This window comes from Mesorhizobium subarcticum (genome assembly GCF_055456085.1).
The window spans coordinates 2,018,831-2,043,168 of the sequence record NZ_CM144237.1; the positions used below are offsets into that span (position 1 = coordinate 2,018,831).

Below are 24,338 nucleotides of genomic sequence, written 5' to 3' on the forward strand. Positions count from 1 at the left end.
TCGTTTGAAAGTATATTGAATGTCATTTGTTGTTTCGCGCCGGTCGCTTTTGACCGGGCTGTCGCTTGTTGGCGTTTCGGCGATTTCGGCCTGTGCCCAAATGCCCGGACAGTCGATTGGCATGGCCGCTTCTCTCAATCCGCCGCTGCCCGAGCCGGCTCCGGAAAAGGCACCGATGGAAGATGCCGCGCCTGAAACCCCGGCGTCCCCCGATTATGCGAGCATGTACAGTGCGGTCGAGGACGGCGGCCATGCGCTGCCGGCGATCCCGTTCAGCAAGGTCGACGGGCGGTTCCTGCGGCAGATCGTTGACGATCCGACAGGCGAAAAGCCAGGCACCATCGTGGTCAACACGACCGACAAATATCTCTACCTCGTGCTCGAGGGCGGCCAGGCCATGCGTTATGGCGTCGGGCTGGGGCGCCAGGGCTATTCCTGGAAGGGCCGCGCGATTGTCCAGTGGAAACGCAAATGGCCGACCTGGACGCCACCTTCTGCAATGATCCGCAGGGACCCAAAGCTGGAAAAATGGCGCCAGGGCATGCAGCCCGGCATCAGCAATCCGCTCGGGTCGCGCGCGCTCTACATCTTCAAGGATGGCGTCGACACGCTCTACCGCATCCATGGATCGCCGGACTGGAAGTCCATCGGCAAATCCGCCTCGTCAGGATGCGTGCGCATGTTCAACCAGGACGTCATGGACCTCTACGACCGCGTTCCCGGCAAGACACCGCTGCTGGTCATTTAACCCAGCGCTGCGTCCGGCCGGGCGGCTATCGGTCGGACTCAGGTCGGCGCGAGTTCGGCGCCTGGCACCTTGATGTCAGCGCACTTGCCCGCACCATAGGTGTCGCCGGCGATCCGTTCTCCCACCGTCCTGGCCATCGCCTCCAGGTCGATGTTCTTGCCGGCAACCTTCCCGATGGCGCCAACGACAAGGTCCGGGGCGATCCAGTCCGGCTTGTGGCCGAGATTGTGCACCCAGACGAGTTGGGCGCCCGCTATGTCGCGCACCAGGCCGACGGAATGAATGTGCGCGTAGACGACCTTGTCGCGGTCGCCTGAAATGACCACGGTCGGCGCCGTGATCTCGCTGTAGTGCGGTGCCGCGCCGATCGCGTAGCTGTAGAGGCCGGCGACATCGGTGGCGTTGGCGCGAAAGGCCGCTGGCCGAAGCACCAGCGGGATCGAGGCGATGCTGAGATAATTGTCCGGAACCTTGTTGGGCGAGAACACGCAGGTCGTGGCATCCGTCATCTGCAATGTTCCGGCGGGATAGGTCAGTGTCTCTGAAAACAGCCGGCCGATCACCGGGATTGTGGTCACGTCGTAGTACCATGAGGTCGCACCGCCCGGCCAGGAATGCGTCGCCGGCGACAGGAAGACAAGGCCGAGCGTCCTGTCGGCATGCTCGCGGCCGAAAGCCGCCGTCACCACGCCGCCGAAGGAATGACCGACGATGATTGCCTTCCTGATGCCGAGACGGTCCATCAAGGCGGCGATGGTGTTGGCCTGCGCCGACGGATCCTCGTTGTTGCCGGGCCCGCGCCCGGACCAGCCAAAGCCCGGCCGGTCGAAAAACAGCATTTCGGCGCGGCCTTCGAGCAGCGGTCGAAGCGGCAGCATCTGGTCCTTGAGGTTGGCGCTGGCGCCATGGATGAAGACGATCGGCGGCAGGTCCGCATTGGCGGGGGCGGGAATGTGGACATAGTGGATGCGGGCGCCGTTGATATCGGCGAATTCACCGATCGGCGGATTGCGGCGCTCGATCAGCCACGAGCCAACGCGGGTGACGCCGACGAGGGTGAAGACAAGTGCGAAAAGGAAGGCGAGGACGGCGTAGATCAGGTTCATGCGGGGATATACGGGGGTGGAGGGGGATAAGTTCTGGGCAGTAGGGCAGTAGGTATGTTTCGCAGTGGAATCTTCCCCTACTGCCTTACTGCCCTATTCCCTTACTCACTTCAGGGTCTCAAATGCCTTCGCCGGCAAGCTCTTCCGACAGCGTGGCGACCTGGTCCTGGGCGCTGCGCATCATCGGGTAGATGGCCAGCACCTTCTGCCATGCTTCGAGCGCCGATTGCTTGTGGCCGGTCAGCGCCATGATCTGCGCCAGACCCGACAGCGCACCGAAATGGCGCGGCTCGAGCTGCAGCGTGCGGTCGATGTCGGACATCGACTTACCGTAGTTCTTCATCATGAAATGCACGGTGGCACGACGGTTCCAGCCCTCGGCGTAGCCCGGCTGCAAGGTCACGACCTGGTCGAGGAAATCGAGCGCGACGTCGAACTTCTGATTGTCCATCGCCTTTTGTGACCACAGCATCATCAGGTCGATCGAGGCGCTGCCGGACTGGAACCATTCGCTCCAGATGTTGCCGGCAATGCGTTCGGCGGCCTTTTCGTTGCGTTCGCGCTTGAGGTCGGAGAACAGCTTGTCGAGCCGGGCCTGTTTGGTGATCGGCGGCGCTGGAGCTTCAGGTGCCGTCGGCTGAGCCGGCTGGTCATCCGCGGCCCAGGCCGGCATGCCAATGGCGCCGGAAACAGGGAAAGCTATCAAAAATGCAAAAATAATCCGCATCGCCCGATCCTAGCCCCGGGCGGCGGAACAGCAAAGTGATTTTAGCGTGAGAAGGTCGGCAGGCCGACAATCATCAATGGGCGGAGGCAAAAAGCCTCCGGCCGAAAGCTCAACCCTGGCGCGCCTTGTAGCGCGGGGCGGTCTTGTTGATGATGTAAACGCGGCCCTTGCGGCGAACCAGCTGGTTGTCGCGGTGACGCGCCTTCAGCGCCTTGAGCGAATTCTTGATCTTCATGGTCTTGCCTGTCGGTGTGGACCCGGTTCCGGGTCGAAATTTTAAGGCGCGCCAAAAGACGCGCCTTTTCAACGGTGGGTGGCTCATAAACGAGGAGCCTTGCCCGTGTCAACCGCAAGCATGCTCCACGTCCTGATATCATCAAATATCGGCCATGTCGGCTCCCTCGGCATTGCGCGGTCCCGGTGGGGCTGGGATGATGCCTTGGGTTCAAGTGATTTGGGGATGATCATGCGTCGGATGTTGCTGTCTGCCTGCCTCGTCTTGCTGGCGGGAGCATCGGTTGCTCGCGCGCAGGAATGCGACCGCTCCGACGACAGCCAGCAGATGATGAATATCTGTGCGGGCGAGGACTACCAGGCCGCCGACGCCAGGCTCAACGCGGCCTATCAGAACCTGATCAGTTCCGACGACGCCGATGACAAGAGATTGCTGCAGGCCGCGCAGCGTGCCTGGATCAGTTTCCGCGATGCCGAATGCGCGCATACCACCGCCGCCAGCGCAGGCGGGTCCATCCATGCGATGGAGGTTTCGCAGTGCCTGACCAGGCTGACCAATGAGCGCATCAAGCAGCTCGCCGCGTCAGCCAATTGTGAGGAAGGCGATGCGAGCTGCGCCAGTCCCGACCAGGATAGCGACGAGGTGCAATAGGGCCTTTTCGGGCTAAGGTCGGCGGCTGATGCGGGTGAAGTGCCCCATCTTGCGGCCGGGCCGCGCCTCCGCCTTGCCGTAGAGATGCAGCATCAGGTCGGGCTCGGCGAGCAGGGCCGGGACGCGGAGCACATCGTCGCCGATCAGGTTCTCCATCACGCAGTCGGAATGGCGGCCCGGGCTGCCGAGCGGCAGGCCGGCAACGGCTCGAATATGCTGTTCGAATTGCGAGATGGTGCAGGCGGCCTCGGTCCAATGGCCGGAATTGTGGACGCGCGGCGCAATCTCGTTGGCCAGCAGTGAACCGTCTGAAAGCACGAAGAACTCGACACCGATGACGCCGACATAGTCGAGCGCCGACAGGATTTTTGCTGCCGCCACACGCGCCGCCTCAGCGGTGTCGAATTTTACACCGGCCGGCAGGGTCGAGGTGTGGAGAATGCCGTTGCGGTGGACATTCTCGGCCGGATCGTAGGCAGTGACCGCGCCGTCCAGCCCACGCGCGGCGATCACGGAAATTTCGCGCTCGAACGGCACAAAGCTTTCCAGGATCAGCGGCACATTGCCCATCGCCTCGCAGGTGCCGGCAAAGCCGCCGGCTTCCATGTTGCGGAAGACACGTTGGCCCTTGCCGTCATAGCCCATGCGCCGCGTCTTCAGGATGCCGCTGCCGCCGAATGCTTTCAGCGCGGCCGTCAACTCGTCGTCCGTGTCAACCGCACGGAAATCGGCGGTGGCGATGCCGATGCCATTGAGGAATCTTTTTTCGCCGACCCGGTCCTGCGCCACGTCGAGCGCTCGCGCCGGCGGATAGACCGGGACCTTGGCGGCAAGCGCTTCCGCCGCTGCGACCGGCACGTTCTCGAATTCGTAGGTGACGACCGCGCTTACTGTGGCCAGTTCGGCAAGGGCGGCCGGATCGTCATACGCAGCTACGATCTGGCGGTTAGCCACCTGTGCGGCCGGGCAATCCGGCTGTGGTTCCAGCACTACGGTGCGGTAGCCGAGGCGCGCGGCGGCCATTGCCAGCATGCGGCCAAGCTGGCCGCCGCCAATAATGCCGATGGTCGATCCGGCGGGCAGGCTCACGGCGTGTCCGTCGGTTCAGCGGCGACCTTGGCGGTCTGCGCGGCGCGCCAGGCATCGAGGCGTTGGGCAAGCTTGTCGTCATAGAGAGCCAGCACGGCGGCGGCCAGCAGGGCGGCGTTGGCGGCACCTGCCTTGCCGATGGCAAGAGTTCCCACGGGAATGCCGGCCGGCATCTGGACGATGGAGAGCAGCGAATCCTGCCCCGACAGGGCCTTCGATTCCACCGGCACGCCGAACACCGGCAGCGGCGTCATCGCCGCCGTCATGCCGGGCAGGTGCGCTGCACCTCCGGCGCCGGCAATAATGACCTTGTAGCCGGCGGCCTTAGCACCCTTGGCGAAATCATAGAGCCGGTCGGGCGTGCGATGCGCGGATATGATCAGCCGTTTGTGCGGGATGCCCAGCGCCTCAAGGGTTTCGGCCGCCTGGCGCATCGTCACCCAGTCGGATTGGCTGCCCATGATAATGGCGACGTCGGCGCGTTGATCGTTCAAGCTAATGCTCCCCGGCGACAAAGGCGCGCCTTAGCGGAATTCGGCCGCGACGGCAAGGATATGCGACGATGGCCGATGTCTGGCGGGCCAGAAAAACGGGGCTATCGGATGCGGTTTCGCTCGGCCTCGGGTATAGAGACCAGCAGGGCCGAAGCAGCATTGGCAGCGGTGAGGGCTGCCTGGACGTCCTCTCCGCGGGCAAGACCCGCGGCCAGCGCGCCAACGAATTCATCGCCCGCGCCATGCGTGCTGGCGACCTTGACCGGGATGGCCGGCAACGCAAAGGCTTCGCCGGTCCGCGCGCAGCAGGCGACACCCTCGCCGCCCGCCGTGACGATCGCAACCGGGTAGATATCGACCAACTGTCTCGCAGCTTGCGCGGCGCCGTCCAGCGTCTCGACCACCGCCATGCCGGCCAGGAATTCCGCTTCGATGGCATTGACCACGAGGATATCGACCAGTGTGGTCAATTCACCGGACAGCGCGCGCGCCGGTGCTGCGTTGAGAAGCACGCGACCCCCTTTTGCCTTCACCGCACGCGCGGCGGCGATGTTGGCGGCTTCCGGCACTTCGTTCTGCAGAAGCAGCACCGCTGTTTGGGCCACCAATTCAGCGGAGGAAGCAATGTCGGCTTCACCGAGGGTCAAATTGCTGCCCGAGACGATTACCGCACCATAGTCGCCGCCGGCGTCGAAGATCGCGACGCTCATTCCGGAGCCCGCGCCGGGCGCCACCCGCACGAAGCGGCGGTCGACTTTGGCATGGTCGAGATTGGCCAGCAGTGCTCGCCCGAAATCGTCGTCGCCGATCGCTCCGATCATCGCCGCGCGCACCCCGGCGCGCGCCGCCGACACCGCCTGGTTGCCGCCCTTGCCGCCGCATTTCGGGTGCCAGGCATGGCCGGTCACCGTCTCGCCCTTGCGCGGGCGGTCCGGCGCGTCGACCATGATGTCGTAATGCAGGCTGCCGAACACGGTGACCAGCGGCGTTGTCGTCATGAGCCCCGTTCTTTTCGTTTCGATGCCACCGCCGACATGGTGCGGCCGAGATTGCGCTCCGCTGCCTGGTAGTCGCGTTGCGCTACCGCCACGAACAACGCGTCGAGTATGTTGAGCTGGGCGATGCGCGCCGCCGCATTCTCCCCCATCAGCGGCGACCCCTGCGCGGTCGAGCACAGCACGATGTCGGCGATCTGGGCCAGCGGCGAATTGTCGTAATTGGTGATCGCCAGGGTGCGGGCGCCATTCTTGCGGGCCAGCTGGATGGCATCGATGACGGCCGACGTGTTGCCCGAATGCGAGAAGCCCACGGCGATGTCGTCCGCGCCAAGCAGCGAAGCCGACATCAGCATCATGTGCGAATCGTCATAGACGGATGCGCGGATGCCGATGCGCAGGAATTTGTGCGAGACGTCACGGGCGATCTGCGCCGAACCGCCAACGCCGTAGAAATCGCGGTTCTTCGACCGGAAGAGCAGCTCGGCGGCGCGGTCGAAATCCTCGATATCGAGGATGGCGAGCGTCTCCTCCAGCGCCTGGATCGAGGTGCGGAACACTTTCTGTACGATCTCGGCCGAACTGTCGTCGGACGACAGCTCCTGGTGCATCTCGGCGGTCGGCAGGCGGCTGTATTCATAGACGGCGGTGCGGAAGTCGCGATAGCCGGAGAAGCCGAGCTTCTTGGCGATCTTGACCACCATCGCTTCGGACACGCCAGCCTCCTCGGCGATCAGCTTCAGCGGAATGGTCTCGTCGAAGTCGCGCCGGCCGAAGACGGTTTCCACCACCTTGGCCTCCAGTGGGGTGAGATGCGGCATCATCATCCGGATGCGCGGTCCTACCGCTTTCAGGTCCAGCCCGCTCAAGGTCATCCACGCCCCCCCTCGTCACGCGATCGGCCCGAGCATGATTTCCTGGATGATGGCCTGCGACGTCACAGCGTCCTGGCTGTCCATGGCGGCGGACAGGCGGTTGTCGCTGTCGATCCGGTCGACGACGCGCAGCATGCGCTTGACGGTGGCGATGTTGACTTCGCACTCGTGCACCGGGTCGAGGCCGGTCATGTCGGGAAACGTGTCGAAATAGATCGCGCCGGCATAGCCGTCGCGGCGAATCTGCCTGAGCAGCTCGATGGTCTGCAGCGTATGCACGGCGCCGACCATCAACCCGTCATCGCGCTTGGCGTAGCCGTCATTGAGATGCACGCCGAGCAGCTTGCTGTGCCGCGCCACAAGCGCCGCGGCGAAGGCCGGCTGCTCGTCGGCATAAAGCACATGGGCGAAGTCGAGCGTCACGCCGAGATTGGGCAGGCCGACATCGCGGATCGCCAGCAGCGTCGTCGCCGCGTCCGGCATCAGGCTGTAGGACCGTGGCTCGTTGGGCTTGTATTCAAGGCTGACCTGGCAATCGGGGTCGTGTGCTGAGACTTCACGGATTCCATCAATCTCGTGTTGCCAAAGCGTCGCGTAGTCGGCCTGGAAGGCGTAGTCGAAGCCATCCTGGCCGAGCCACAGTGTCATCAGGCTGGCGCCGGCCTCGCGCACGGCGTCGATGCCGGCCTTGGTCATGTCGATGGCCTCGCGGCGGACCGCCGGATCGGGATTGGTGAAGGCGCCGAGCTTGAAGGCCGGATTGGAATAGTAGCGCATGGCGAAGCCATTGATGGAAAGGCCGAGATCGCCGAGTTTGCGGGCAATTTCGGCAGGCTTTTCACCGACATGGTCGGGGAAATTGAGATCCAGATCGGTCAATCCCGCAACCTTGGCGGCGCGCGCCGCCATCTGCATCAGCGATGGCTTGCCGGTAAGGGCGGGCCATTCGGTCTGCGGACGGGAGGCAAAGGAATTGAGACGCGTGGCGAAACGATGGGTTGTCATGGACGATCCTTCAGTCGCCATGACTTCACATAAATACAAATATTTGTAAAGTTATTGTTTTTGAGGAAAATGGGAAAGGTCGGTGGCCTGACTTGCAGCCGGGCTGAGCGCGTACGGTGCGCCGGCAGTCTCCCGGTCGGAGACTGCCTCGGAGAGCGTTAGGATCGACAACGGGGCAAGACAGCCCTCACACCGCCGCCTTGCGGAAGCGGGCGACGAAGTCGTCGAGCTCGGGCCGCTCCATGTCGGAGATCGCCCAGTACGAAAACGCGCCGTCGCTCCAGTGCACCATCGAGAAGCCGCCGGATGAGAGGTCGTCGGGCTGGGTGGTCTTGCCGCCCTGTTGCGGCTCGGCGACCAGCGTGATCAGGTGCTCGCGATGGCGGTAGACCAAGGCCGGCACCGGCCGGCCTGATATCACCTCGACCCGGCCGCCGATCAACGCGTAGCCGTCCTGGACAAGGTCCGGCGCCGGCGGCGAGACGCCGATGCGGGCATCGAGCCACGGCTTCACCGTATGGCGGTCGGACGAGACGATGTCGATCGGGCTCGCTGCAAGCAGGCTGCGGCGATGGCCGCTGGCGACCGCGGCCGCGAAGCCGTCATCGACGCCACTCTGCATCACCCATTGCGTCGCCCCGCTGGCCAGCACCGCGCTGATCATGATCGACGCGGCCATGGCGCGCCAGTCGAACGAGCCGAAGCGGCCTGCCCTTGGCCGTGCACGCGTTTGGGAAGGGCGCGTCCCGGCGTCCCGCCTTTGGCCACCACCAGCGACCGAAATCAATCCCGGCAGTGCCGACGGTGCGCCCCGCTGCGGCTCCGCCGCCTCGGCTGGCGCTGGCTGTTCGGTGCCGGCCATGCCGATTGCCGCGATGCGGGCCCGAAAGGCATCGCTGACATCGGGGCGCGGCAAGCGGCTGACGGCACCTTGCAGGGCGACTATGCGGGCATGTTCGGCGGCAAGCCTGGGGTCGGCGGCGATGCGACGCTCGACCGCGAGTGCGGCCGCCGCGTCAAGCTCACCATCAACAAGGGCATGGATCATCAGTCTGATACCTTCGGGATCGTTGGGCAGTCCGTCGTCGTGCGTCATGACGCTCTCCCCAGTTCAGCCGCAAGCAGGCCACGGGCGCGGGCGAGCCTGGACATGACCGTGCCGATCGGCACGGTGAGCATGGCCGATATTTCGCGATAGCTGAGGCCGTTGATATCGCGCAGCACCAGCGTTTCGCGGTAGGGCTGCGGCAGGGCAGCGATCGCTGCCTCGAGTGCCGCCGTATCGGACCTGGCAATCAGGCTCGCCTCCGGACCGTCCTCGTCGGGCAGGCTGGTGCCGTGCGCCGCCGCCATGTCGTCGAGATCGCCGAGGTCGCCGACGGCCAGCATTGTGCGCGGCCGGTTGCGCGCCATCCAGGTGTAGGAGGTGTTGCGCACGATGGTCAGCAGCCAGGCCCGCGGATTGCCGCCGGCATAGCCGGATATGCCGGCATGCGCCTTGATGCAGGCGTCCTGCACGACATCCTCGGCGTCGGCGGCATTGCCGGTCAACCAGCGGGCAAGCGCCATAGCGTCGCCGAGATGCGGCAGCACCACCTCGTTGAAGCGCTGTGCCAAGGCCCTCTCGCTCAAAGCAGCACCATGATCCGATACTCCGGGCCGTGCCGCCTCAAGATGCGACGGCGACCGTGGCCTGCTCGTAGGGGGAAAGCCCCCGGAAACAGGCAAAGCCGCCTGTCCCGCTGAAAGTGAATTCATCTGCGTCACCAGTGTCAAGCGCCACGGAGAAGAGACGGATGATGACCATACGCGCCAGCGCATGGTCACGGCCGGTGCCGCGGCCATGGTCGCTGTGCTCGCAATGACGGGGCATGCCGATCTCCTCAACGCCAGCAGTGGCGTATGTCGAGAAGACCTGGTGGGGTGCCGGTTTATTCCCGCCGCACGCTAATCCGCTGTTCACAGTCGCGTGATCAGCCGTTGCTTTTCGGGATTTTTGGTCGGTTTGGGGCTCAATCCGGCCAGCGCAACACGCCCGACGAATCCTTGCGCGGGGCCTTCATCGCATCGGCCGGGCGGTCTTTCGCGGTCAATATTGCGCGCAGCTGGTCGGCGACGATTTCCGCCTCGCCAGGATGAAGATTGCAGGGGTCGAGGAAGAAGTGGCCGCGCTCGATCTCGTGGTTGCGAACGATGATCGGCGGCGAGCCCGCGGCCAGCGCCGAGGTGAGCCCGGCGGCGGTGAACCGGCTCTCGGGCGAGACAAAGATTTGCAGGCGGTCGAGCGGATTGGCGGTTGGGTCCGGGATGATCTTGGCAAAGATGCCCGGCAGTCCCTGCAGAGCATCTTTCCAGAGGTTCAGCGCCGCTTCCTCGCGCCGGCGGATGCCGTCATGGTCGCGATTTTCCCAGGCTTCCAGTGCCGCCATGGTGCCGGCAATGCTCTCCTTGCCGACCTTCATGGCCCGCGCCACGCCGCGGTTCTGCAGATAGGCTGATCGCACCAGATCCTTGCGGCCGGTGACGATGCCGCTGGTCGGCCCGCTCAGAAATTTGTGGCCGCTGTAGATGACGACATCGGCGCCGCGCGCCAGGAAGCCGCGCAGATCGTATTCGGACGCCGCGTCAACAATCACCGGAACGCCTTTGGCGTGGCAGATCTCGCAGAATTCCTCCAGCGACAGCATGCCATACTGCACCGTGTGGTGGGCAACGACGTAGAGGCCGGCCGCCGTGCGGTCGTTGATGGCTTCGCGCACATGATAGTCCTGTGTCACGCTGACCGTGCCGGCAGGCACCACCTTGGCGCCGGCGACACGGACCGACTGGTCGATCGGTGCGCCGTAATTGACGATATGGCCAAGCTGGATGACGACCTCCGACTTGAGATCGCCGGTGTCGTCAGGCAGACGCTCGATGGCGAGCAGGTTGGTCCCGGTCATCGCGCCGGCGATCGCCATGGTGATGCCGCTGGCGCAGCAAGCGGTGATGAAGCCAGCCTCGCCGCCGGTGAGGCGCGCAACGACGGTGCTCGCGGCACGCTGCAGATCGTCCATCTCCACCCATTGCGAGGCCATTTCGGCCATGGCGCTGATCGCTTCGGGAACGATGATCGATGCGCCGAGCGCGGTCATGGTGCCGGAGACATTGATGATCGGCCGCAAGCCCAGGCGTTCGCGGATGGTGGTGTTGGAGCCGGCGGAGGAAGTGGTTTTCATGTGAGCGGATCCCGTGGGTGGCAGGTCAGGCGGCGATCTCGACGACCGCTTCGATTTCGACAGTGATGTTACCAGGCAGCGAGCCGACGCCGATCGCCGAGCGGGCGTGGCCGCCGATCTTGTCGAAGACGTTGGCGAACAGGTCCGAACAGCCATTGACCACTTTCGGGTGGTCGCTGAAGGTCGGCGTCGCGTTGACGAAACCAAGCAGCTTGACGACGCGCACGATGCGGCCGAGATCGCCGGCGGCGGCATGCATGACGGCGAGCAGATTGAGCCCGGTCAGCCGCGCATGCTCGTAGGCTTGCTCGACCGTCACGTCCTCGCCGACCTTGCCGGTGCAAAGCGTGCCGTCGGCGCGCAACGGGCCCTGGCCGGACAGGAAGATCAGTCGACCACTTTCGGCATGGGTGACGAAGTTGGCGATGGGCGTGGGCGGCTCGGGCAGCGTCAGGCCGAGTTCGGCGAGCCGGATGTAAGGCGTCATGGAAGCAGGCTCCTTGAGACGGCGTCAGCCGTCCAAAATGTCAGAAATGCGAGGCGCGGAAGCGCGCCAGGAAGGTGCGCAGGCGCTCGTTGCTGGTCTCCGCCGCGAGGATCTCCTTGGGTGGGCCGACGGCGCTGACGCCGCCATCGGCCATGAAGACGATGCGGCTCGAAGCGTCGCGGGCAAAGGCCATTTCGTGCGTCACCATCAGCATGGTCATGCCGTCCTCGGCAAGGCTGCGCACCACGGCCAGCACCTCGCCGACCAGTTCAGGGTCGAGCGCCGAGGTGATCTCGTCGAGCAGCAGGATTTTTGGCTCCATCGCCACGGCGCGCGCGATGCCGACGCGCTGCTGCTGGCCGCCGGAAAGCTCCGCCGGCAGGCTGTCGGCCTTGTGGGCAAGGCCGACACGGCCGAGCCAGTGTTCGGCCGCCTGGCGCGCTTCGGCCGGGCTCTTGCCCCGCACCTTGGTCAAGCCCAGCATGATGTTGCCGGCCGCCGTCAGATGCGGAAACAGGTTGAAGCTCTGGAACACCATGCCGGTCTCGGCGCGCATGCTGGCCAAGTCGCGCTCGCTGCGGCGCTGGCGCGTTCCGGCTGAGAGGTAGCCGACCTCCTTGCCGTCGATGCGGATCGAGCCTGAATCATAGCTTTCGAGGAAGTTGACGCAGCGCAGCAGCGTGGTCTTGCCGCTGCCGGAGGGTCCGATGACGGTGACCACCTCGCCGCGCTTCACCTCAAGGCTGACGGAACGCAGCACCTCGACGGAGCCGAAGGCCTTGGAGACGTCGCGCACGTCGAGCAGCGCGGGACTGGCATTTGTGGCGTCGGACATAATGCTATTCCCGAATGAAAGAAAAACGCCGCTCGAGCCGCCTGCTGGCGAGCGAGAGCGCGTAGTTGACCGCGAAATAGATCAGCGCGCCGAGGATATAGAGCGGCATCGCCTCATAGGTGCGGCCGATGACCTGGTTGATGGCCTGCATCAGATCGGTGATGCCGAGCAGCGAGACCAGTGCGCTGCCCTTGACCGCGTCGGTGACGCCGTTGATCCAGGGTGGCAGGAAGCGCCGGAAGGCCTGGGGAAAAATGACGTAGGTCAGGCGCTGGCGAAAGGTCAGGCCGATCGCCATCGCGGCCTCGGATTGACCCTTCGGAATCGATCCGACCGCGCCCCTGAGATATTCGATGACCTGCGCCGTCTTGAACAGGGTCAGCGCCAGCACGGCGGCCCAGAAGGACGGCAGATGCAGGCCGATGGCGGGCAGGCCGTAATAGACGAAGAACATCAAGACCAGGATCGGAATGCCGCGGATGGTGTCGGAGAAGATGCGCACCGCCCAGCGCAACGGGGCAGGGCCATAGACCAGGCCGACGCCAAGTGTGACGCCGGCGATGAGCGAAAGCACGACGACCAGCAGCGACACCCACAAGGTCAGGGCGAAGCCTTTGGCGAGGAAGGGCAGGGCGTAGAGGATCTGGCTCAGCATGTCAGCGTGCCGCCCTGAACCGGCGCTCGACGAGCCTGAGCCCGAAAAGCAGGATGTAGCCGGTCACCAGATACATCGCCGTCGTCACCAGATAGACCTCGACGATGCGGAAGGTGTTGAAGTTGATCCACTGGGCACCGAAGGTGAGCTCCGGCACCGAGATGACCGAGGCGATCGAGGTGTCCTTGAACAGCGAGATGAAGGTGTTGGACAGCGCCGGCAGCGTGATGCGCAGCATGGTCGGCAGGCGCACATGGACGAGCCTTTGCCATGGCGTCAGGCCGATTGCCTTGCCGGCATCGAGCTGGCCGCGCGGGACGGCCTCGAGGCCTGATCGAAACACCTCGACCAGATAGGCGCCGCTATAGACCGATAGCGTCAGCACGAACGAGGTCGGCGCGCTGTAGGCGAGATCGACCACGGTCGGCAGGCCGTAGAAGACGAGATAAACCAGCAGGATCAGCGGCACGTTGCGGATGAATTCGACATAGGCGGCGATGATCGCCCGCACCGTGCGCCCGGCCGAAACGTACCAGACCGCGAGCACCAGGCCGATGACGACGCCGATGGCGATCGAGATGACGGCAAGCTCGAGGCTGAGCAGCAGCCCACCCCACAGCTTGTCGAAATGCCGCCAGATCAGGTTGAAATTGAGGGCATAGCCCATGCGTCCGCCTCGGTGTGAAGGCCGTCGAGGAGAAGCGGAAGGGTGGGAATGCCGCCCTTCCGCAATGGGATTAGATCACCGGAAAGCCCGGGTGACGTGCCGGCGGCTCCTGGCCGAAATAATCCTTGAAGGCGGCGTCGTAGAGCGCCGATTCATGGCCGAACATGGCGATGGTGAAGGTCTGGTTGACGAAGGTCAGCCAGTCGAGATCGCCTTGCCGCAATGCCGCGCCGTAGAGCATCGAATACCAGCTCTTGCCGGCATCGAAATATTTGTCGGGATTGCGCGAGGCGAGCCAGCGTACGGTGGACAGATCGACCGCGGCGGCGTCGGCGCGCTTGGATTCCAGCGCCTGCAGCACATTGGCCTGGGTGTCGATCTGCAGCACCTGCGCCTGCGGCAAGGCGTAGTGGACGGAGCTTTCGGCATCGACATTCTGCAGGATGGAGATGCGCGTCGCCGAGCCACCGGCAAGCAGCTTGTCGAAGGTCTTGTTCTCGGCGGTGGGCAGTGTCAGCAGCGCAACGCCTTCGACATAGTAGGGCCGGGTGAAATTGATCAGCTGCGAGCGCTGCGCCGTCATCGTCATGAACTGGATGGTGATGTCGACCTTGTTGGTGGTGACGTTGGGAATGCGCTGCGCCGGATCCTGCATGACGAACTCGACCTTGGTCGCATCGTCGAACAGGCCCTTGGCCAGGATGCGTCCCATGGTGATGTCCATGCCGACCAGTTCGCCGGCATCGTTCTCGAAATGCCAGGGCGCGTTGGTGCTGCCGGTGCCGACAATCAGCTTGCCGCGGTCGAGCACGGTGCGCAGCAGGCTGTCGGACGCGGCCTGGGCGGCTGCCTTCTGGGCATCGACGGTTGCCAGCACGCCGGCGGTGGCCAGTCCCGCCATTCCCAATTTCAGAAAATCACGTCTTCCGGATGTGTCGTTCACGGCGACCTCCTTTCGTGTTGTGTTCCCCAATGCACAGGCAAGACACACGTCGGGGATTTCAAAGCGATTGTCTCTTACAAGAGACGCATGTATCCTGTACAAGACAGATATTAACATCAGGAATCGACAATGCAAGATGGCAATGCCTTGACCGTTTCAGACGGCGAGAAGACCGCCGGCTCCCGTGAAAAGGGCCTCAATCGGGTGCTTGAGATCCTGGAATTTCTGCACACCACGCAGCGAGCAATCGGTATTGGCGATCTTGCCAAAGGGGTGAACGCCCCGCGTTCGACCACCTATACGCTGGTGCGCTCGCTGGTCGACGCCGGCCTGCTGGAAATGGCCGGCGACGGCAACCGCGTCTATTTCGGCAAGAAACTCTATATCTATGGAATGGACTATGTGCGCGGCAACGATCTGTTGCGGCGCGGGCGCCAGGAGGTCGACCATCTGTCGCGCGAGACCGGCGAGACCTCGGAACTGTGCATGCTGCAGTGCGGCCGCTACACCATCGTCCACTCCAGTCCGGGCACCAGGCCGTTCCGCATCAGCTCGGCTACCGGTCTGCAGATACCGCTGCCCTGGACCGCGTCTGGCCGGCTGCTTCTGGCGGGGCTGGAGCGGGTTGAGATCGAAGCCATGGTGTCGGACGACGATCTCGTGCTCCCAGATGGCCGCAAGCTGCGGCTCGATGATTTCATCGCCGATATCGCCAAGGCCGGGGTGACCGGCTACTGCGTGACTTCGGGTCTGGTCGATGCCTATACGAAATGTCTTGCGGCGCCGGTCTTTTCAGCGCCGGGTAAGGTCGAGGCGACGATGTGCCTGGTGGTTCCCATCGACACGACCGAGGAGCGGACCGGCAGTCTCATCGGCCTGCTGCGTGATCGCGCCGCACGACTTTCGATCGGCGCTTAGAGCAGTTCCCGTTTCACGGAAACGGCGACCTACTCTACCTCCTTTTTACCGCAATTCCGAACGGAAAACCGTTTCACACTTTTCCTGGAATTGCTTAAGAGCAAACCCCGGTCAGGCTGTGATGTCGGGAATGATCTTGTCTTCCAGCGCCATCAGTCGATCCTTGAGCGCCAGCTTTTTCTTCTTCATGCGCTGGATCTGCAGGGGATCGCAGTTGGTGGCGATCATCGCGTTGATCGCGGCGTCGAAATCGGCGTGTTCCTGCTTCAGCCGGGAAAATTCGAGGCGAATATCGGCCTTTTCCTGATCGGACATTCTCTACCGTCTGCACGTCTGCGGCGCCGAAAACTGGGCCTGATTGGGCGGGGGCGGCAATTTCTGCCACCGGCGCGCAGCCAATATCACATTTCACATTGTCGTGGAATGCTACCACGCAGCATTCGACATCGTTGGCGGAAGGTGGCACAGTGTCATGGTGCCGTCACAGAAACGACCTGCGGTGGACGTGCCTTTGACGGCTGCAATCGAGGAAACCATGAAAGGGAGAACCAATCATGTCTCTTGCATCCCATCTTGATGAGTTGCAGCGGAAACACGGCGACATCGAACGCGAAATCGATGACGCGATGAACCATCCATCGGTCGACGACCTTCAGATCGTGAATCTCAAGCGACGCAAGTTGGCACTCAAGGACGAGATTGAAAAACTGCGAGCGGCGAAACCGACCACGCATTGACGCTCAACTGATATAGCCGCTTAGCACTTGCGGCCTTCCTGCCGGCGGCAACCGCCGCCGGTGTTTGGTGTTTTAGTTTTTATCGCCGGCTATGAGCCGAAGCTAATATTATTCCGCCAAGGTCCTTCTGCCCAACCTATTTCCGATCCTGACGGCTGGCCATTTCTGGCCAGTGGCGACCTGTCGCCATTGACAAGCCATCTTTGCTCCTCCACCTCATGCTGGACTCTTGCGCTTCGGCCCCGGGGTGTGCTTGTGCGTCGAAGTGGGCGCTTGGCGCTCCAGAGACAAAAGGCTGCCGGCATGACCGGATATTTTTCCTTTCCCTTCCCCCGCCGCACCTCGGTCGGCGTCGATGTCGGCGGCGTGGTCGTCGGCGGCGGCGCGCCGGTCGTGGTACAGTCGATGACCAACACCGACACCGCAGATGTCGACCAGACCGTCGCCCAGGTTGCAGCACTTCACCGCGCCGGCTCCGAGATCGTGCGTATCACCGTCGACCGCGACGAAAGCGCGGCCGCCGTGCCGCGTATTCATGAGCGCTTGCTGCGGCTTGGCATCAACGTGCCGCTGGTCGGCGACTTCCACTATATCGGCCACAAGCTTCTGGCCGATCATCCGGCCTGCGCCGAGGCGCTGGCCAAATACCGCATCAATCCCGGCAATGTCGGCTTCAAGGATAAGAAGGACCGGCAGTTCACGGATATCGTCGAAATGGCGATCAAGCACGACAAGCCAGTGCGCATCGGCGTCAACTGGGGTTCGCTCGACCAGGAGCTGTTGACCCGGCTGATGGACGACAACCAAGACAAGGGCTTTCCGCTGACGGCGCAGGAAGTGACGCGCGAGGCAATCGTGCAGTCGGCGATCCTGTCGGCCGAGATGGCCGAAGAGATCGGCCTTGGCCGCGAAAAGATCATCCTGTCGGCCAAGGTCAGCGGCGTGCAGGACCTGATCGCCGTCTACACCGAACTTGCCACCCGCTCCAATCACGCGCTGCATCTCGGCCTCACCGAGGCCGGCATGGGCTCGAAAGGCATCGTCGCTTCGTCGGCCGCCATGGGCATCCTTTTGCAGCAAGGCATTGGCGACACCATCCGCATCTCGCTGACGCCGGAGCCGAATGGCGACCGCACGCGCGAAGTGCAGGTGTCGCAGGAACTGCTGCAGACCATGGGTTTCCGGCAGTTCGTGCCGATCGTAGCCGCTTGCCCCGGCTGCGGCCGCACCACTTCCACCGTGTTCCAGGAGCTCGCCCAGAACATCCAGGCGGACCTGCGCAAGAACATGCCGGTGTGGCGCGAGAAATATCCCGGCGTCGAGAACCTCAAGGTCGCGGTGATGGGGTGCATCGTCAACGGCCCGGGCGAATCCAAGCATGCCGATATCGGTATTTCGCTGCCCGGCACCGGCGAGACACCGACGGCGCCTGTCTTCGTCGACGGCAAGAAGGCGGCGACCCTGCGCGGGCCGTCGATCGCGGCGGATTTCGAGAAAATGGTCGCCGACTATATCGATCAACGATTTGGGCAGCACGGCAAGGCCGCAGCGGAGTAGACGATGCGGCGTTTCCTCTGGGCGACGCTTATCTTCCTGTGCGGGCTGGGTTGGTCGGCATTCGTTCAGGCCGACCCGCCGCAATCGGCCAAGCAGCGGCTGATCGACAAGGTCTGCACCCTCATCCAGGCCCATGCCGACCAGAATGGCTTGCCCCGGGATTTCTTCGCCCGGCTGATCTGGAAGGAAAGCCGGTTCGATCCCAACGCCGTCAGCCCCGTCGGCGCCGAGGGCATCGCTCAGTTCATGCCAGGCACCGCCAAGATGCGCGGGCTCGAAAATTCCTTCGACATCAACCAGGCAATCCCGGCTTCTGCGAAATATCTCGCCGAAATGAAAACCAGCTACGGCAATCTTGGCCTGGCGGCCGCCGCCTACAATGCCGGGGAAAGCCGGGTGTCGCGCTGGCTGGGCTCGGGCGGCTTCCTGCCGATGGAGACCGAGAGCTATGTCTTCGATATCATGGGTGAGCCGGTCGACAAGTTCACCGACCCTGCCTATGCCGGAAAGGTCGAGCCGCTCGACGCCAAGACGGATTTTGCCGTCGCCTGCCGCAAGCTGCCGGTGATCATGTCGCAGACCGTGGCGATGGCCTCGATCAACATCAAGCCGTGGGGCATCCAGGTGGCAGGCAATTTCCGTCGAAGTGCTGCAATCGGCCAGTGGCTGCGGGTGAGAAGCCGGTTTCCGGCCCTGCTTGCCGGCCATGATCCAGTGGTGAGCCGGGTGCGCACGCCGATCGGCCGACGCGGCATCTACGCCGTCCGGATCGGGATCGACGACCGCGCCGCCGCCAATGTCATCTGCCAGAAATTGCAGAGCGTCGGCGGCGCCTGCGTGGTGGTGCGCAACCGGTAGAGACCAGACGCCGGTCTATGTCTGAAAGAGGCATTTGAAAGTGACAGCCAAGATCGTTCTGCTCAACGGCGTCGGCAGTGCCGGCAAAAGCTCGATCGCAAGGGCGTTGCAGGAGATAACAGCCGAACCGTTCCTGCATGCCCAGATGGACAGTTTTCTCGCGATGCTGCCCGATGCCTTGCAGGACCGTGCCGATGGTTTCTCCTACGAAACCATTCAGCAGGACGGTAAACCCGCAGTCGTGATCAAAGTCGGACCCGTGGGCGAAAAAACCATGCGCGGCATGCGCTGCGCCTTTGCGGCCATGGCCGGGCAAGGCAACAATTTGATCATCGACGACGTGCTCTGCAACGGCGAACTATCGGACTATGTCGCCCTGCTGTCGACCTTCGATCTCCATCTTGTCGGCGTCATGGCGCCGCTGGAGGTGTTGGAAGCCCGCGAAGCCCAACGGGCCGACAGGCTGCCGGGCCTGGCGCGCTGGCAATTTGAGCGCGTGCATGCGGGTATAAACTACGACCTCGAAGTCGATGCAAGTGTGCTTTCGTCGCTGGAATGCGCCCGTCGCATCCAGCAACGATTTCAACTATAGGCGGCGATGGACTGGCCGGGCCTGCCCTGCCTGTGATGAACGACAAGGGCAGCGGGATGTTCGACGCATACATTATTTGCGGTACGCCGAGAACCGGCAGCACTTTGCTGTGCAAGCTGCTGGAATCCACCGGGAGCACCGGCGCTCCTCACTCCTTCTATCGGCGACAGGACGTGGCCGAGTGGGCGCAGGACTGGAAACTGCCCGATCGCGACGCGCTGGGCGAACTTGAATTCAATGTTGCCTACCTCGATGCGGCAATCACCGCCGGCAAGGGTGTCACCGACATCTTCGGCCTGCGCCTGATGCGCGAAAACCTGGATGAGCTTTCGGCGATCCTCGACCAGATTTACCCTGGACTTGCGTCGGACACGGCGCGCTTCGAAAAGGCATTTGGCCGCGTCCTCTACATTCACCTGTCGCGCGAGAACAAACTCGCGCAGGCCGTCTCGTTGATAAAGGCGGAGCAGACAGGTCTTTGGCATATCGCGCCCGATGGCTCGGAGATCGAAAGGGTCGCACCGCCGCAGGAGCCGCACTATGATTTCGAGCGGATCAAAGGTGAACTCGCCGAGCTCGAAGCCTATGATGCGGCGTGGAACATCTGGTTCGCAGCGCAAGGCCTGACTCCGCTGCGCATTGGCTATGAGCGTCTTTCCGCCGACCCGGCCGTGGCATTGCTGGGCATCTGCGAGGCTCTCGGTGTCCAAGCGCCTGACGCCGAGGCAGTGCGGCCAGGTGTTGCAAAGCTTGCCGACGAGACAAGCCTTGATTGGATACGCCGCTATCGTCTGGACGCAGCCGGCTGAGGTATGGCTGGGTACACCGGGCATAGTTGTAACGCCATGGACGTGGGTGTGCGGGTCGCGCATGGCAGACATTTGGGCTATTGGCGGCGGCATGACCGATCCGATCTACAATGATCCTGATTTCGTTCAGTTCTACGACATCGAGAATCAGGATGGCCGCGCCGATTTTGACTACTGCATCCGTCTTGCCGGGTATGGTGGCTCGGTCCTCGATCTTGGTTGCGGCACTGGTCAACTCGCTGCCGAAATGGCCGGGGGATGCAGCGTCACCGGCGTCGATCCGGCATCGGCCATGCTCGACGTCGCGCGGCGCAGGACCGGCGGTGACAAGGTCGACTGGGTCGTGGCCGACGCGCGAACGGTGCGCCTCGGACGCCGGTTCGATCTGGTGCTGTTGACCGGTCACGCGTTCCAGGTTTTCCTGACGGAAGAGGATCAGCGCGCGGTGCTGCGCACCATCGCCGAACATCTCGCTCCCGGCGGGCGCTTCATCTTCGACACGCGAAATCCCGCCATGGCGGCGTGGTTGGAATGGACTCCCCAGCCTTGGCACTGTCAGGGCCTGGTATGATGCCGACCATGATGCCACCACCGGGGCCGTCACCTATTCGACCTTTTATGAAATTCCAGGCGGCAGACCCATTCTGGGTGCCGAAGCGAAAATCGCGTTTCCGAATAAGCAAAATCTTGCCGGGATGCTGGCCGAGGCCGGTCTGCTGGTGGAGCAATGGCTCGGCGACTGGCAGGGCGAACCCTATGCGGACACCTCTGCGGAAATCATCCCGATCGGTCGGCTGCGCTGATCCGGCAGCCCGACCGGACGCATCTCACGCCGTCTTGGCAATCACCGTCTCGCTGAGCCAGGTGCCGATTTTCGTACCCAGTCGGTCCGGCGAGACCGGCTTCGGCAGATAGTCGTCCATGCCGGCCTCGATGCATTTGTCGCGATCGCCCTTCAGTGCGTGCGCCGTGACGCCGATGATCGGGATGTGACCGCCCGACGAGGCCTCGATCGCCCGGATGGCGCGGGTCGCCTCGTAGCCGTTCATCTCGGGCATCGAGACATCCATCAGGATCAGTTTCGGATGCAGCGACCGGTACATCTCGACCGCGGTACGGCCATTGCCGGCGATGCGGTAGCTCAAGCCGAGCCCGTTGAGGATCTGACCGAACACCAGCTGGTTCACGTCATTGTCCTCGGCGATGAGGATGTCGATCGGGCCGTTCAGCGTGGTGGTCGATTCCGGCGCTGTCGCGATCGGCATGGCAGGACCACGGATAACCGTGAAGGCAGGCAGAGCCGCCTGCGGCATCGGCTGGACCGGCTCGCGAACGAAATGCGCCTTGCCGACCTGCGAACGGGCCTTCTGGATGACCGAAATGACCGTGCCGAGCAGGACCGCCGAGCGCGCCGGCTTGGTCAGATGCGCGGCAATGCCGAAGTCGATGATCATCTTGCCAAAATCGACCTGGTCGACCGAGGTCAGGATGACGATCGGAATGGAAGAAAGCCGGCTGTCGGCGGCGATTGCCCGGGCGACATCGGCACCGTTCATGCCGGGCATCTGGTAGTCGAGGATGATGCAGTCGACGCTGGCGCCCAACTGGCAGGCGCGATCGAGGAAGGCGAGCCCCATCGCGCCGCTTTCGGCGGCGGCGCAGTCGAAGCTCCAGCTTCTGAGCTGCTCAAGCAGGATCTCACGGTTGACCGGATTGTCGTCGATGACCAGCACGCGCGCGCCGGTGACGTCGACGGGAACGATTGCGTCGCGGGCCTCGGCACGGTGTACGGACAGCGGCACCGCGAACCAGAAGACGGAGCCGCGCCCGATCTCGCTCTCTACGCCGATCTTGCCGGCCATCAGGTCGACGAGGCGGGCGGCAATGGCCAGTCCAAGGCCGGTGCCTTCGTGGCGGCGAGTCGAGGAGCCATCGACCTGGGCGAATTTCTCGAACACGTTTTGCAGTTTTTCTGCCGGGATGCCGATACCGGTGTCCTCGACGCGCAGCTTGAGCTGGACAACGTCGTTGACGGTTTCGCCGCCGACATCGATCAGCACATGGCCCTTCTCGGTGAACTTCACTGCATTGCCGACCAGGTTGGTGACGATCTGCCGGAAGCGGCCGGCGTCGCCGACGACATAGGCCGGCAGACGCGGGTCGACCCGCACGATCAGTTCGAGGTTCTTTTCGGCAACGCGCGCCGAGACCAGCGTCGCCACGTCCTCGACCGCTTCGGAGAGACGGAAGGGGGCAGGGTCCAGCGTTAGCTGGCCGGCATTGATCTTGGAGAAGTCAAGGATGTCGTTGATGATGGTGAGCAGCGCGTTGCCGGATTTGACGATGACATCGGTGAAGGTCTTCTGGCGAGGTGTGAGGTCAGTCTTGGCCAGCAATTCGGCCATGCCGAGCACGCCGTTCATCGGCGTGCGGATCTCATGGCTCATATTGGCCAGGAATTCGGACTTGGCGCGGTCGGCGGCCTCGGCCTTGAACAGGGATTCAGCGGATTGGGCAAAGGCGCGGCGGATCGCCTGTTCCATCGGCCGGAAGACCCAGAAGGCGACGATGGCCAGGACGCTGAACAACAGGCCGCTCGCCCACAGCAGCAGCCGGTCGCTGGACGCGTCGGCCAGATGGCGCTCCTCGTCCATCGCGGTGCGGATACGGACCAGCATCGGCTGGACAAACAGGTCGTTCTGGTTGCGGATTTCCCGGTAGCTCCATTCATCGCCCTTTTGCGCCACCGACATCAAATTGAGGTTGCGCACCATGTCGCGCGCCGACCAGAACAGGTCGCCGTTGACCGAGGAGGCTTCGAGTTCGTTGACGGTATTGGCCGACAGCCGCTGATGTATCGCGGCGAACTGGGCGCTTAGCGTCTCGATCTCGCTGGTCAGGCGTACGGAATGGTCGCGCGCCGATGCGGTCAGCGCATCGCGCGTTTCGTTGCGCCAGGCCGAGCCGGTTGTCTCGGCGAAGCTGGTCGCGTTGCGCAGGTCGCGGGTGAAGACAACGAGGTTGCTGCTCAGCGCGTCGATTTCATGACGGAAGGAATTGACACGGTTGAGCGCAAACATGATGGCCGTGGAGGCCAGCGCGAAAATCAGCAATCCTGAAAGATAGCGAATCCGGACAAACCGGATGAAGGAAGAATATTCCGGCATGCGCAACCCCAACACATACGCATTATTTTAACGACCGGGATTACGCTTCATTTACATTAAGATTTCGTTCGCGCGCGAGCAGCGTGATTGCTCCGTGGAACGGCTCGGCGGATCAGATTGACGCGGTGATGCCGCCGTCGACATAGAGTATATGGCCGTTGACAAAGGACGAGGCGTCGGAGGCCAGGAACACGCAAGCCCCGACCAGTTCCTCGACCTTGCCCCAGCGGCCGGCCGGCGTGCGCTTTTCGAGCCAGGCGCTGAATGCCGGATCGGCAACGAGGGCTGCATTGAGCGGCGTGTCGAAATAGCCGGGTGCGATGGCGTTGCATTGCAGGCCATACTTCGCCCAGTCGGTCGCCATGCCCTTGGTCAGGTTGCCGACCGCGCCTTTCGTTGCCGTGTAGGGCGCGATGCCGGGGCGGGCGAGTGCGGTCTGCACAGAGCCGATGTTGATGATCTTGCCGCGGCCGCGTCTGATCATGTGGCGCGCGACGGCCTGGCCGACATGGAAGACGCTGGCGACATTGGTCTGCAACAGGCGCTCGAACGCATCGGCGGGAAAATCCTCGAGCGGCGTGCGGAACTGCGTGCCGGCATTGTTGACCAAGATGTCGATGGAACCACCGGCCAGCTCGAAATTGTCGATCGCGGAACGGACCGCGTCATGGTCGGTCGCGTCGAAGACGAGCGTTTCCGCCCGGGGATCTGTGTCGCCGCTGCGGCAAGCTTTGCCTCGTCGCGGCCATTGAGGACCACCTTCGCACCGGCCTGCGCCAGGCCCTTTGCCAAGCCGAACCCGATGCCTTGCGATGAGCCGGTTACGAGCGCCCGGCGCCCGCTGAGATCGAACAAGGTGGATGACATTTATCGACTGCCTCTCATTGCTGAACGCCATGAAGTCAAGTGAAGCGAAATCGGGCAGAGGCGCAAGGCGATACACAAGCTGGTATGCGACGAACTCGCCGAA

General features: G+C 63.4%; 27 protein-coding genes and 2 pseudogenes. 9 read left to right on the top strand and 20 right to left on the bottom strand.

The window, feature by feature from the left end; all coding sequences use genetic code 11:
• The first annotated feature begins 19 nt into the window (after positions 1–19).
• Positions 20–748: a L,D-transpeptidase gene (locus ACZYHG_RS09800; protein ID WP_464613618.1), complete on the top strand. Its 729-nt coding sequence runs from the start codon at positions 20–22 to the stop codon at positions 746–748.
• A gap of 38 nt (positions 749–786) precedes the next feature.
• On the opposite strand, the gene ACZYHG_RS09805 is transcribed toward ACZYHG_RS09800, so the two are convergent.
• The 3 genes from ACZYHG_RS09805 to ykgO form a co-directional block, all read right to left on the bottom strand.
• Positions 787–1,854 (bottom strand): alpha/beta fold hydrolase, encoded by a 1,068-nt coding sequence (locus ACZYHG_RS09805; RefSeq protein ID WP_464613619.1) that lies wholly within the window; start codon positions 1,852–1,854, stop codon positions 787–789.
• Between the two features lie 118 nt (positions 1,855–1,972).
• Positions 1,973–2,581 carry a tetratricopeptide repeat protein gene (locus ACZYHG_RS09810; RefSeq protein WP_464613620.1) on the bottom strand — a complete coding sequence of 203 codons (609 nt, stop codon included), beginning with the start codon at positions 2,579–2,581 and terminating at the stop codon, positions 1,973–1,975.
• Positions 2,582–2,690: 109 nt separating this feature from the next.
• A complete protein-coding gene (ykgO, locus tag ACZYHG_RS09815) occupies positions 2,691–2,816 on the bottom strand; it encodes a type B 50S ribosomal protein L36 (protein WP_006327841.1) in 126 nt (41 codons plus the stop codon).
• Between the two features lie 231 nt (positions 2,817–3,047).
• Here ykgO and ACZYHG_RS09820 point away from each other — a divergent pair, with 231 nt between their 5' ends.
• Positions 3,048–3,467, top strand: a complete 420-nt coding sequence (locus ACZYHG_RS09820; protein WP_464613621.1) for a lysozyme inhibitor LprI family protein — start codon at positions 3,048–3,050, stop codon at positions 3,465–3,467.
• A 12-nt stretch (positions 3,468–3,479) separates the two neighbouring features.
• Here ACZYHG_RS09820 and ACZYHG_RS09825 read toward each other — a convergent pair whose 3' ends face one another.
• From ACZYHG_RS09825 to ACZYHG_RS09890, 14 genes are all read right to left on the bottom strand, one after another.
• Complete coding sequence (locus ACZYHG_RS09825) at positions 3,480–4,556, bottom strand: 5-(carboxyamino)imidazole ribonucleotide synthase (protein WP_464613622.1); 1,077 nt, start codon at positions 4,554–4,556, stop codon at positions 3,480–3,482.
• A complete protein-coding gene (purE, locus tag ACZYHG_RS09830) occupies positions 4,553–5,050 on the bottom strand; it encodes a 5-(carboxyamino)imidazole ribonucleotide mutase (protein WP_464613623.1) in 498 nt (165 codons plus the stop codon). The genes ACZYHG_RS09825 and purE overlap by 4 nt, the downstream gene beginning before the upstream one ends.
• A 101-nt stretch (positions 5,051–5,151) precedes the next feature.
• Positions 5,152–6,048 (bottom strand): ribokinase, encoded by an 897-nt coding sequence (locus ACZYHG_RS09835; protein WP_464613624.1) that lies wholly within the window; start codon positions 6,046–6,048, stop codon positions 5,152–5,154.
• A complete protein-coding gene (locus ACZYHG_RS09840) occupies positions 6,045–6,920 on the bottom strand; it encodes a MurR/RpiR family transcriptional regulator (RefSeq protein ID WP_464613625.1) in 876 nt (291 codons plus the stop codon). Before ACZYHG_RS09840 ends, ACZYHG_RS09835 begins: the two co-directional genes overlap by 4 nt.
• Positions 6,921–6,935: 15 nt before the next feature.
• Entirely contained in the window at positions 6,936–7,925 is a 990-nt protein-coding gene (locus tag ACZYHG_RS09845) for a TIM barrel protein (protein ID WP_464613626.1), read from the bottom strand.
• 187 nt (positions 7,926–8,112) lie between these two features.
• Positions 8,113–9,021, bottom strand: a complete 909-nt coding sequence (locus ACZYHG_RS09850) for an anti-sigma factor family protein (RefSeq protein WP_464613627.1) — start codon at positions 9,019–9,021, stop codon at positions 8,113–8,115.
• The gene (locus ACZYHG_RS09855; RefSeq protein ID WP_464613628.1) at positions 9,018–9,557 is read right to left on the bottom strand and encodes a sigma-70 family RNA polymerase sigma factor; all 540 of its coding nucleotides are present in this window, start codon (positions 9,555–9,557) and stop codon (positions 9,018–9,020) included. The genes ACZYHG_RS09850 and ACZYHG_RS09855 overlap by 4 nt, the downstream gene beginning before the upstream one ends.
• Before the next feature lie 37 nt (positions 9,558–9,594).
• Complete coding sequence (locus ACZYHG_RS09860; protein ID WP_464613629.1) at positions 9,595–9,798, bottom strand: hypothetical protein; 204 nt, start codon at positions 9,796–9,798, stop codon at positions 9,595–9,597.
• Between the two features lie 139 nt (positions 9,799–9,937).
• Positions 9,938–11,143: an aminotransferase class V-fold PLP-dependent enzyme gene (locus ACZYHG_RS09865; RefSeq protein ID WP_464613630.1), complete on the bottom strand. Its 1,206-nt coding sequence runs from the start codon at positions 11,141–11,143 to the stop codon at positions 9,938–9,940.
• Positions 11,144–11,168: 25 nt separating this feature from the next.
• Positions 11,169–11,630 (bottom strand): RidA family protein, encoded by a 462-nt coding sequence (locus ACZYHG_RS09870; protein WP_284278181.1) that lies wholly within the window; start codon positions 11,628–11,630, stop codon positions 11,169–11,171.
• A gap of 40 nt (positions 11,631–11,670) precedes the next feature.
• Positions 11,671–12,465 (bottom strand): amino acid ABC transporter ATP-binding protein, encoded by a 795-nt coding sequence (locus tag ACZYHG_RS09875; protein WP_464613631.1) that lies wholly within the window; start codon positions 12,463–12,465, stop codon positions 11,671–11,673.
• A 4-nt stretch (positions 12,466–12,469) separates the two neighbouring features.
• On the bottom strand, positions 12,470–13,120 hold the full coding sequence (locus tag ACZYHG_RS09880; RefSeq protein ID WP_464613632.1) for an amino acid ABC transporter permease: 651 nt from the start codon (positions 13,118–13,120) through the stop codon (positions 12,470–12,472).
• A gap of 1 nt (position 13,121) precedes the next feature.
• A complete protein-coding gene (locus ACZYHG_RS09885; protein ID WP_464613633.1) occupies positions 13,122–13,787 on the bottom strand; it encodes an amino acid ABC transporter permease in 666 nt (221 codons plus the stop codon).
• 70 nt (positions 13,788–13,857) lie between these two features.
• Positions 13,858–14,688 carry a transporter substrate-binding domain-containing protein gene (locus tag ACZYHG_RS09890; protein WP_464614654.1) on the bottom strand — a complete coding sequence of 277 codons (831 nt, stop codon included), beginning with the start codon at positions 14,686–14,688 and terminating at the stop codon, positions 13,858–13,860.
• A gap of 171 nt (positions 14,689–14,859) precedes the next feature.
• On the opposite strand from ACZYHG_RS09890, the gene ACZYHG_RS09895 reads away from it, so the two are divergent.
• Positions 14,860–15,648 carry an IclR family transcriptional regulator gene (locus tag ACZYHG_RS09895; RefSeq protein ID WP_464613634.1) on the top strand — a complete coding sequence of 263 codons (789 nt, stop codon included), beginning with the start codon at positions 14,860–14,862 and terminating at the stop codon, positions 15,646–15,648.
• A 111-nt stretch (positions 15,649–15,759) separates the two neighbouring features.
• Here the strand turns inward: ACZYHG_RS09895 and ACZYHG_RS09900 are convergent, their stop codons facing one another.
• Complete coding sequence (locus tag ACZYHG_RS09900; protein WP_464613635.1) at positions 15,760–15,963, bottom strand: YdcH family protein; 204 nt, start codon at positions 15,961–15,963, stop codon at positions 15,760–15,762.
• A 239-nt stretch (positions 15,964–16,202) separates the two neighbouring features.
• Here ACZYHG_RS09900 and ACZYHG_RS09905 point away from each other — a divergent pair, with 239 nt between their 5' ends.
• The 6 genes and pseudogenes from ACZYHG_RS09905 to ACZYHG_RS09930 all read left to right on the top strand — a co-directional run bounded on the left by ACZYHG_RS09905 (position 16,203) and on the right by ACZYHG_RS09930 (position 21,004).
• The gene (locus ACZYHG_RS09905) at positions 16,203–16,385 is read left to right on the top strand and encodes a YdcH family protein (RefSeq protein ID WP_224666132.1); all 183 of its coding nucleotides are present in this window, start codon (positions 16,203–16,205) and stop codon (positions 16,383–16,385) included.
• 303 nt (positions 16,386–16,688) lie between these two features.
• Positions 16,689–17,942, top strand: coding sequence for a flavodoxin-dependent (E)-4-hydroxy-3-methylbut-2-enyl-diphosphate synthase (gene ispG, locus ACZYHG_RS09910; protein ID WP_464613636.1), 1,254 nt, complete (start codon positions 16,689–16,691; stop codon positions 17,940–17,942).
• A 3-nt stretch (positions 17,943–17,945) separates the two neighbouring features.
• Entirely contained in the window at positions 17,946–18,800 is an 855-nt protein-coding gene (locus ACZYHG_RS09915; protein WP_464613637.1) for a transglycosylase SLT domain-containing protein, read from the top strand.
• A 40-nt stretch (positions 18,801–18,840) separates the two neighbouring features.
• On the top strand, positions 18,841–19,392 hold the full coding sequence (locus tag ACZYHG_RS09920; protein ID WP_464613638.1) for a phosphotransferase-like protein: 552 nt from the start codon (positions 18,841–18,843) through the stop codon (positions 19,390–19,392).
• Positions 19,393–19,448: 56 nt separating this feature from the next.
• The gene (locus ACZYHG_RS09925; protein WP_464613639.1) at positions 19,449–20,201 is read left to right on the top strand and encodes a Stf0 family sulfotransferase; all 753 of its coding nucleotides are present in this window, start codon (positions 19,449–19,451) and stop codon (positions 20,199–20,201) included.
• Between the two features lie 91 nt (positions 20,202–20,292).
• Positions 20,293–21,004, top strand: a pseudogene (locus ACZYHG_RS09930) (class I SAM-dependent methyltransferase).
• A gap of 24 nt (positions 21,005–21,028) precedes the next feature.
• Here ACZYHG_RS09930 and ACZYHG_RS09935 read toward each other — a convergent pair.
• Complete coding sequence (locus tag ACZYHG_RS09935) at positions 21,029–23,368, bottom strand: response regulator (RefSeq protein WP_464613640.1); 2,340 nt, start codon at positions 23,366–23,368, stop codon at positions 21,029–21,031.
• A 112-nt stretch (positions 23,369–23,480) separates the two neighbouring features.
• A pseudogene (locus tag ACZYHG_RS09940) lies at positions 23,481–24,235 on the bottom strand (SDR family oxidoreductase).
• Between the last annotated feature and the right edge of the window lie 103 nt (positions 24,236–24,338).

What these genes read in the sequence shown, in the direction of transcription:
- ACZYHG_RS09810 (WP_464613620.1), bottom strand. Translation starts at nt 2,581, where the DNA reads ATGCGGATTATTTTTGCATTTTTGATAGCTTTCCCTGTTTCCGGCGCC.
- ACZYHG_RS09900 (WP_464613635.1), bottom strand. Translation starts at nt 15,963, where the DNA reads ATGTCCGATCAGGAAAAGGCCGATATTCGCCTCGAATTTTCCCGGCTG.
- ACZYHG_RS09865 (WP_464613630.1), bottom strand. Translation starts at nt 11,143, where the DNA reads ATGAAAACCACTTCCTCCGCCGGCTCCAACACCACCATCCGCGAACGC.
- ACZYHG_RS09850 (WP_464613627.1), bottom strand. Translation starts at nt 9,021, where the DNA reads ATGACGCACGACGACGGACTGCCCAACGATCCCGAAGGTATCAGACTG.
- ACZYHG_RS09870 (WP_284278181.1), bottom strand. Translation starts at nt 11,630, where the DNA reads ATGACGCCTTACATCCGGCTCGCCGAACTCGGCCTGACGCTGCCCGAG.
- ykgO (WP_006327841.1), bottom strand. Translation starts at nt 2,816, where the DNA reads ATGAAGATCAAGAATTCGCTCAAGGCGCTGAAGGCGCGTCACCGCGAC.
- ACZYHG_RS09895 (WP_464613634.1), top strand. Translation starts at nt 14,860, where the DNA reads ATGCAAGATGGCAATGCCTTGACCGTTTCAGACGGCGAGAAGACCGCC.
- ACZYHG_RS09885 (WP_464613633.1), bottom strand. Translation starts at nt 13,787, where the DNA reads ATGGGCTATGCCCTCAATTTCAACCTGATCTGGCGGCATTTCGACAAG.
- ACZYHG_RS09835 (WP_464613624.1), bottom strand. Translation starts at nt 6,048, where the DNA reads ATGACGACAACGCCGCTGGTCACCGTGTTCGGCAGCCTGCATTACGAC.
- ACZYHG_RS09875 (WP_464613631.1), bottom strand. Translation starts at nt 12,465, where the DNA reads ATGTCCGACGCCACAAATGCCAGTCCCGCGCTGCTCGACGTGCGCGAC.
- ACZYHG_RS09915 (WP_464613637.1), top strand. Translation starts at nt 17,946, where the DNA reads ATGCGGCGTTTCCTCTGGGCGACGCTTATCTTCCTGTGCGGGCTGGGT.
- ACZYHG_RS09820 (WP_464613621.1), top strand. Translation starts at nt 3,048, where the DNA reads ATGCGTCGGATGTTGCTGTCTGCCTGCCTCGTCTTGCTGGCGGGAGCA.
- ispG (WP_464613636.1), top strand. Translation starts at nt 16,689, where the DNA reads ATGACCGGATATTTTTCCTTTCCCTTCCCCCGCCGCACCTCGGTCGGC.
- ACZYHG_RS09880 (WP_464613632.1), bottom strand. Translation starts at nt 13,120, where the DNA reads ATGCTGAGCCAGATCCTCTACGCCCTGCCCTTCCTCGCCAAAGGCTTC.
- ACZYHG_RS09860 (WP_464613629.1), bottom strand. Translation starts at nt 9,798, where the DNA reads ATGCCCCGTCATTGCGAGCACAGCGACCATGGCCGCGGCACCGGCCGT.
- ACZYHG_RS09890 (WP_464614654.1), bottom strand. Translation starts at nt 14,688, where the DNA reads ATGGCGGGACTGGCCACCGCCGGCGTGCTGGCAACCGTCGATGCCCAG.
- ACZYHG_RS09840 (WP_464613625.1), bottom strand. Translation starts at nt 6,920, where the DNA reads ATGACCTTGAGCGGGCTGGACCTGAAAGCGGTAGGACCGCGCATCCGG.
- ACZYHG_RS09905 (WP_224666132.1), top strand. Translation starts at nt 16,203, where the DNA reads ATGTCTCTTGCATCCCATCTTGATGAGTTGCAGCGGAAACACGGCGAC.
- ACZYHG_RS09805 (WP_464613619.1), bottom strand. Translation starts at nt 1,854, where the DNA reads ATGAACCTGATCTACGCCGTCCTCGCCTTCCTTTTCGCACTTGTCTTC.
- ACZYHG_RS09800 (WP_464613618.1), top strand. Translation starts at nt 20, where the DNA reads ATGTCATTTGTTGTTTCGCGCCGGTCGCTTTTGACCGGGCTGTCGCTT.
- ACZYHG_RS09935 (WP_464613640.1), bottom strand. Translation starts at nt 23,368, where the DNA reads ATGCCGGAATATTCTTCCTTCATCCGGTTTGTCCGGATTCGCTATCTT.
- ACZYHG_RS09845 (WP_464613626.1), bottom strand. Translation starts at nt 7,925, where the DNA reads ATGACAACCCATCGTTTCGCCACGCGTCTCAATTCCTTTGCCTCCCGT.
- ACZYHG_RS09925 (WP_464613639.1), top strand. Translation starts at nt 19,449, where the DNA reads ATGTTCGACGCATACATTATTTGCGGTACGCCGAGAACCGGCAGCACT.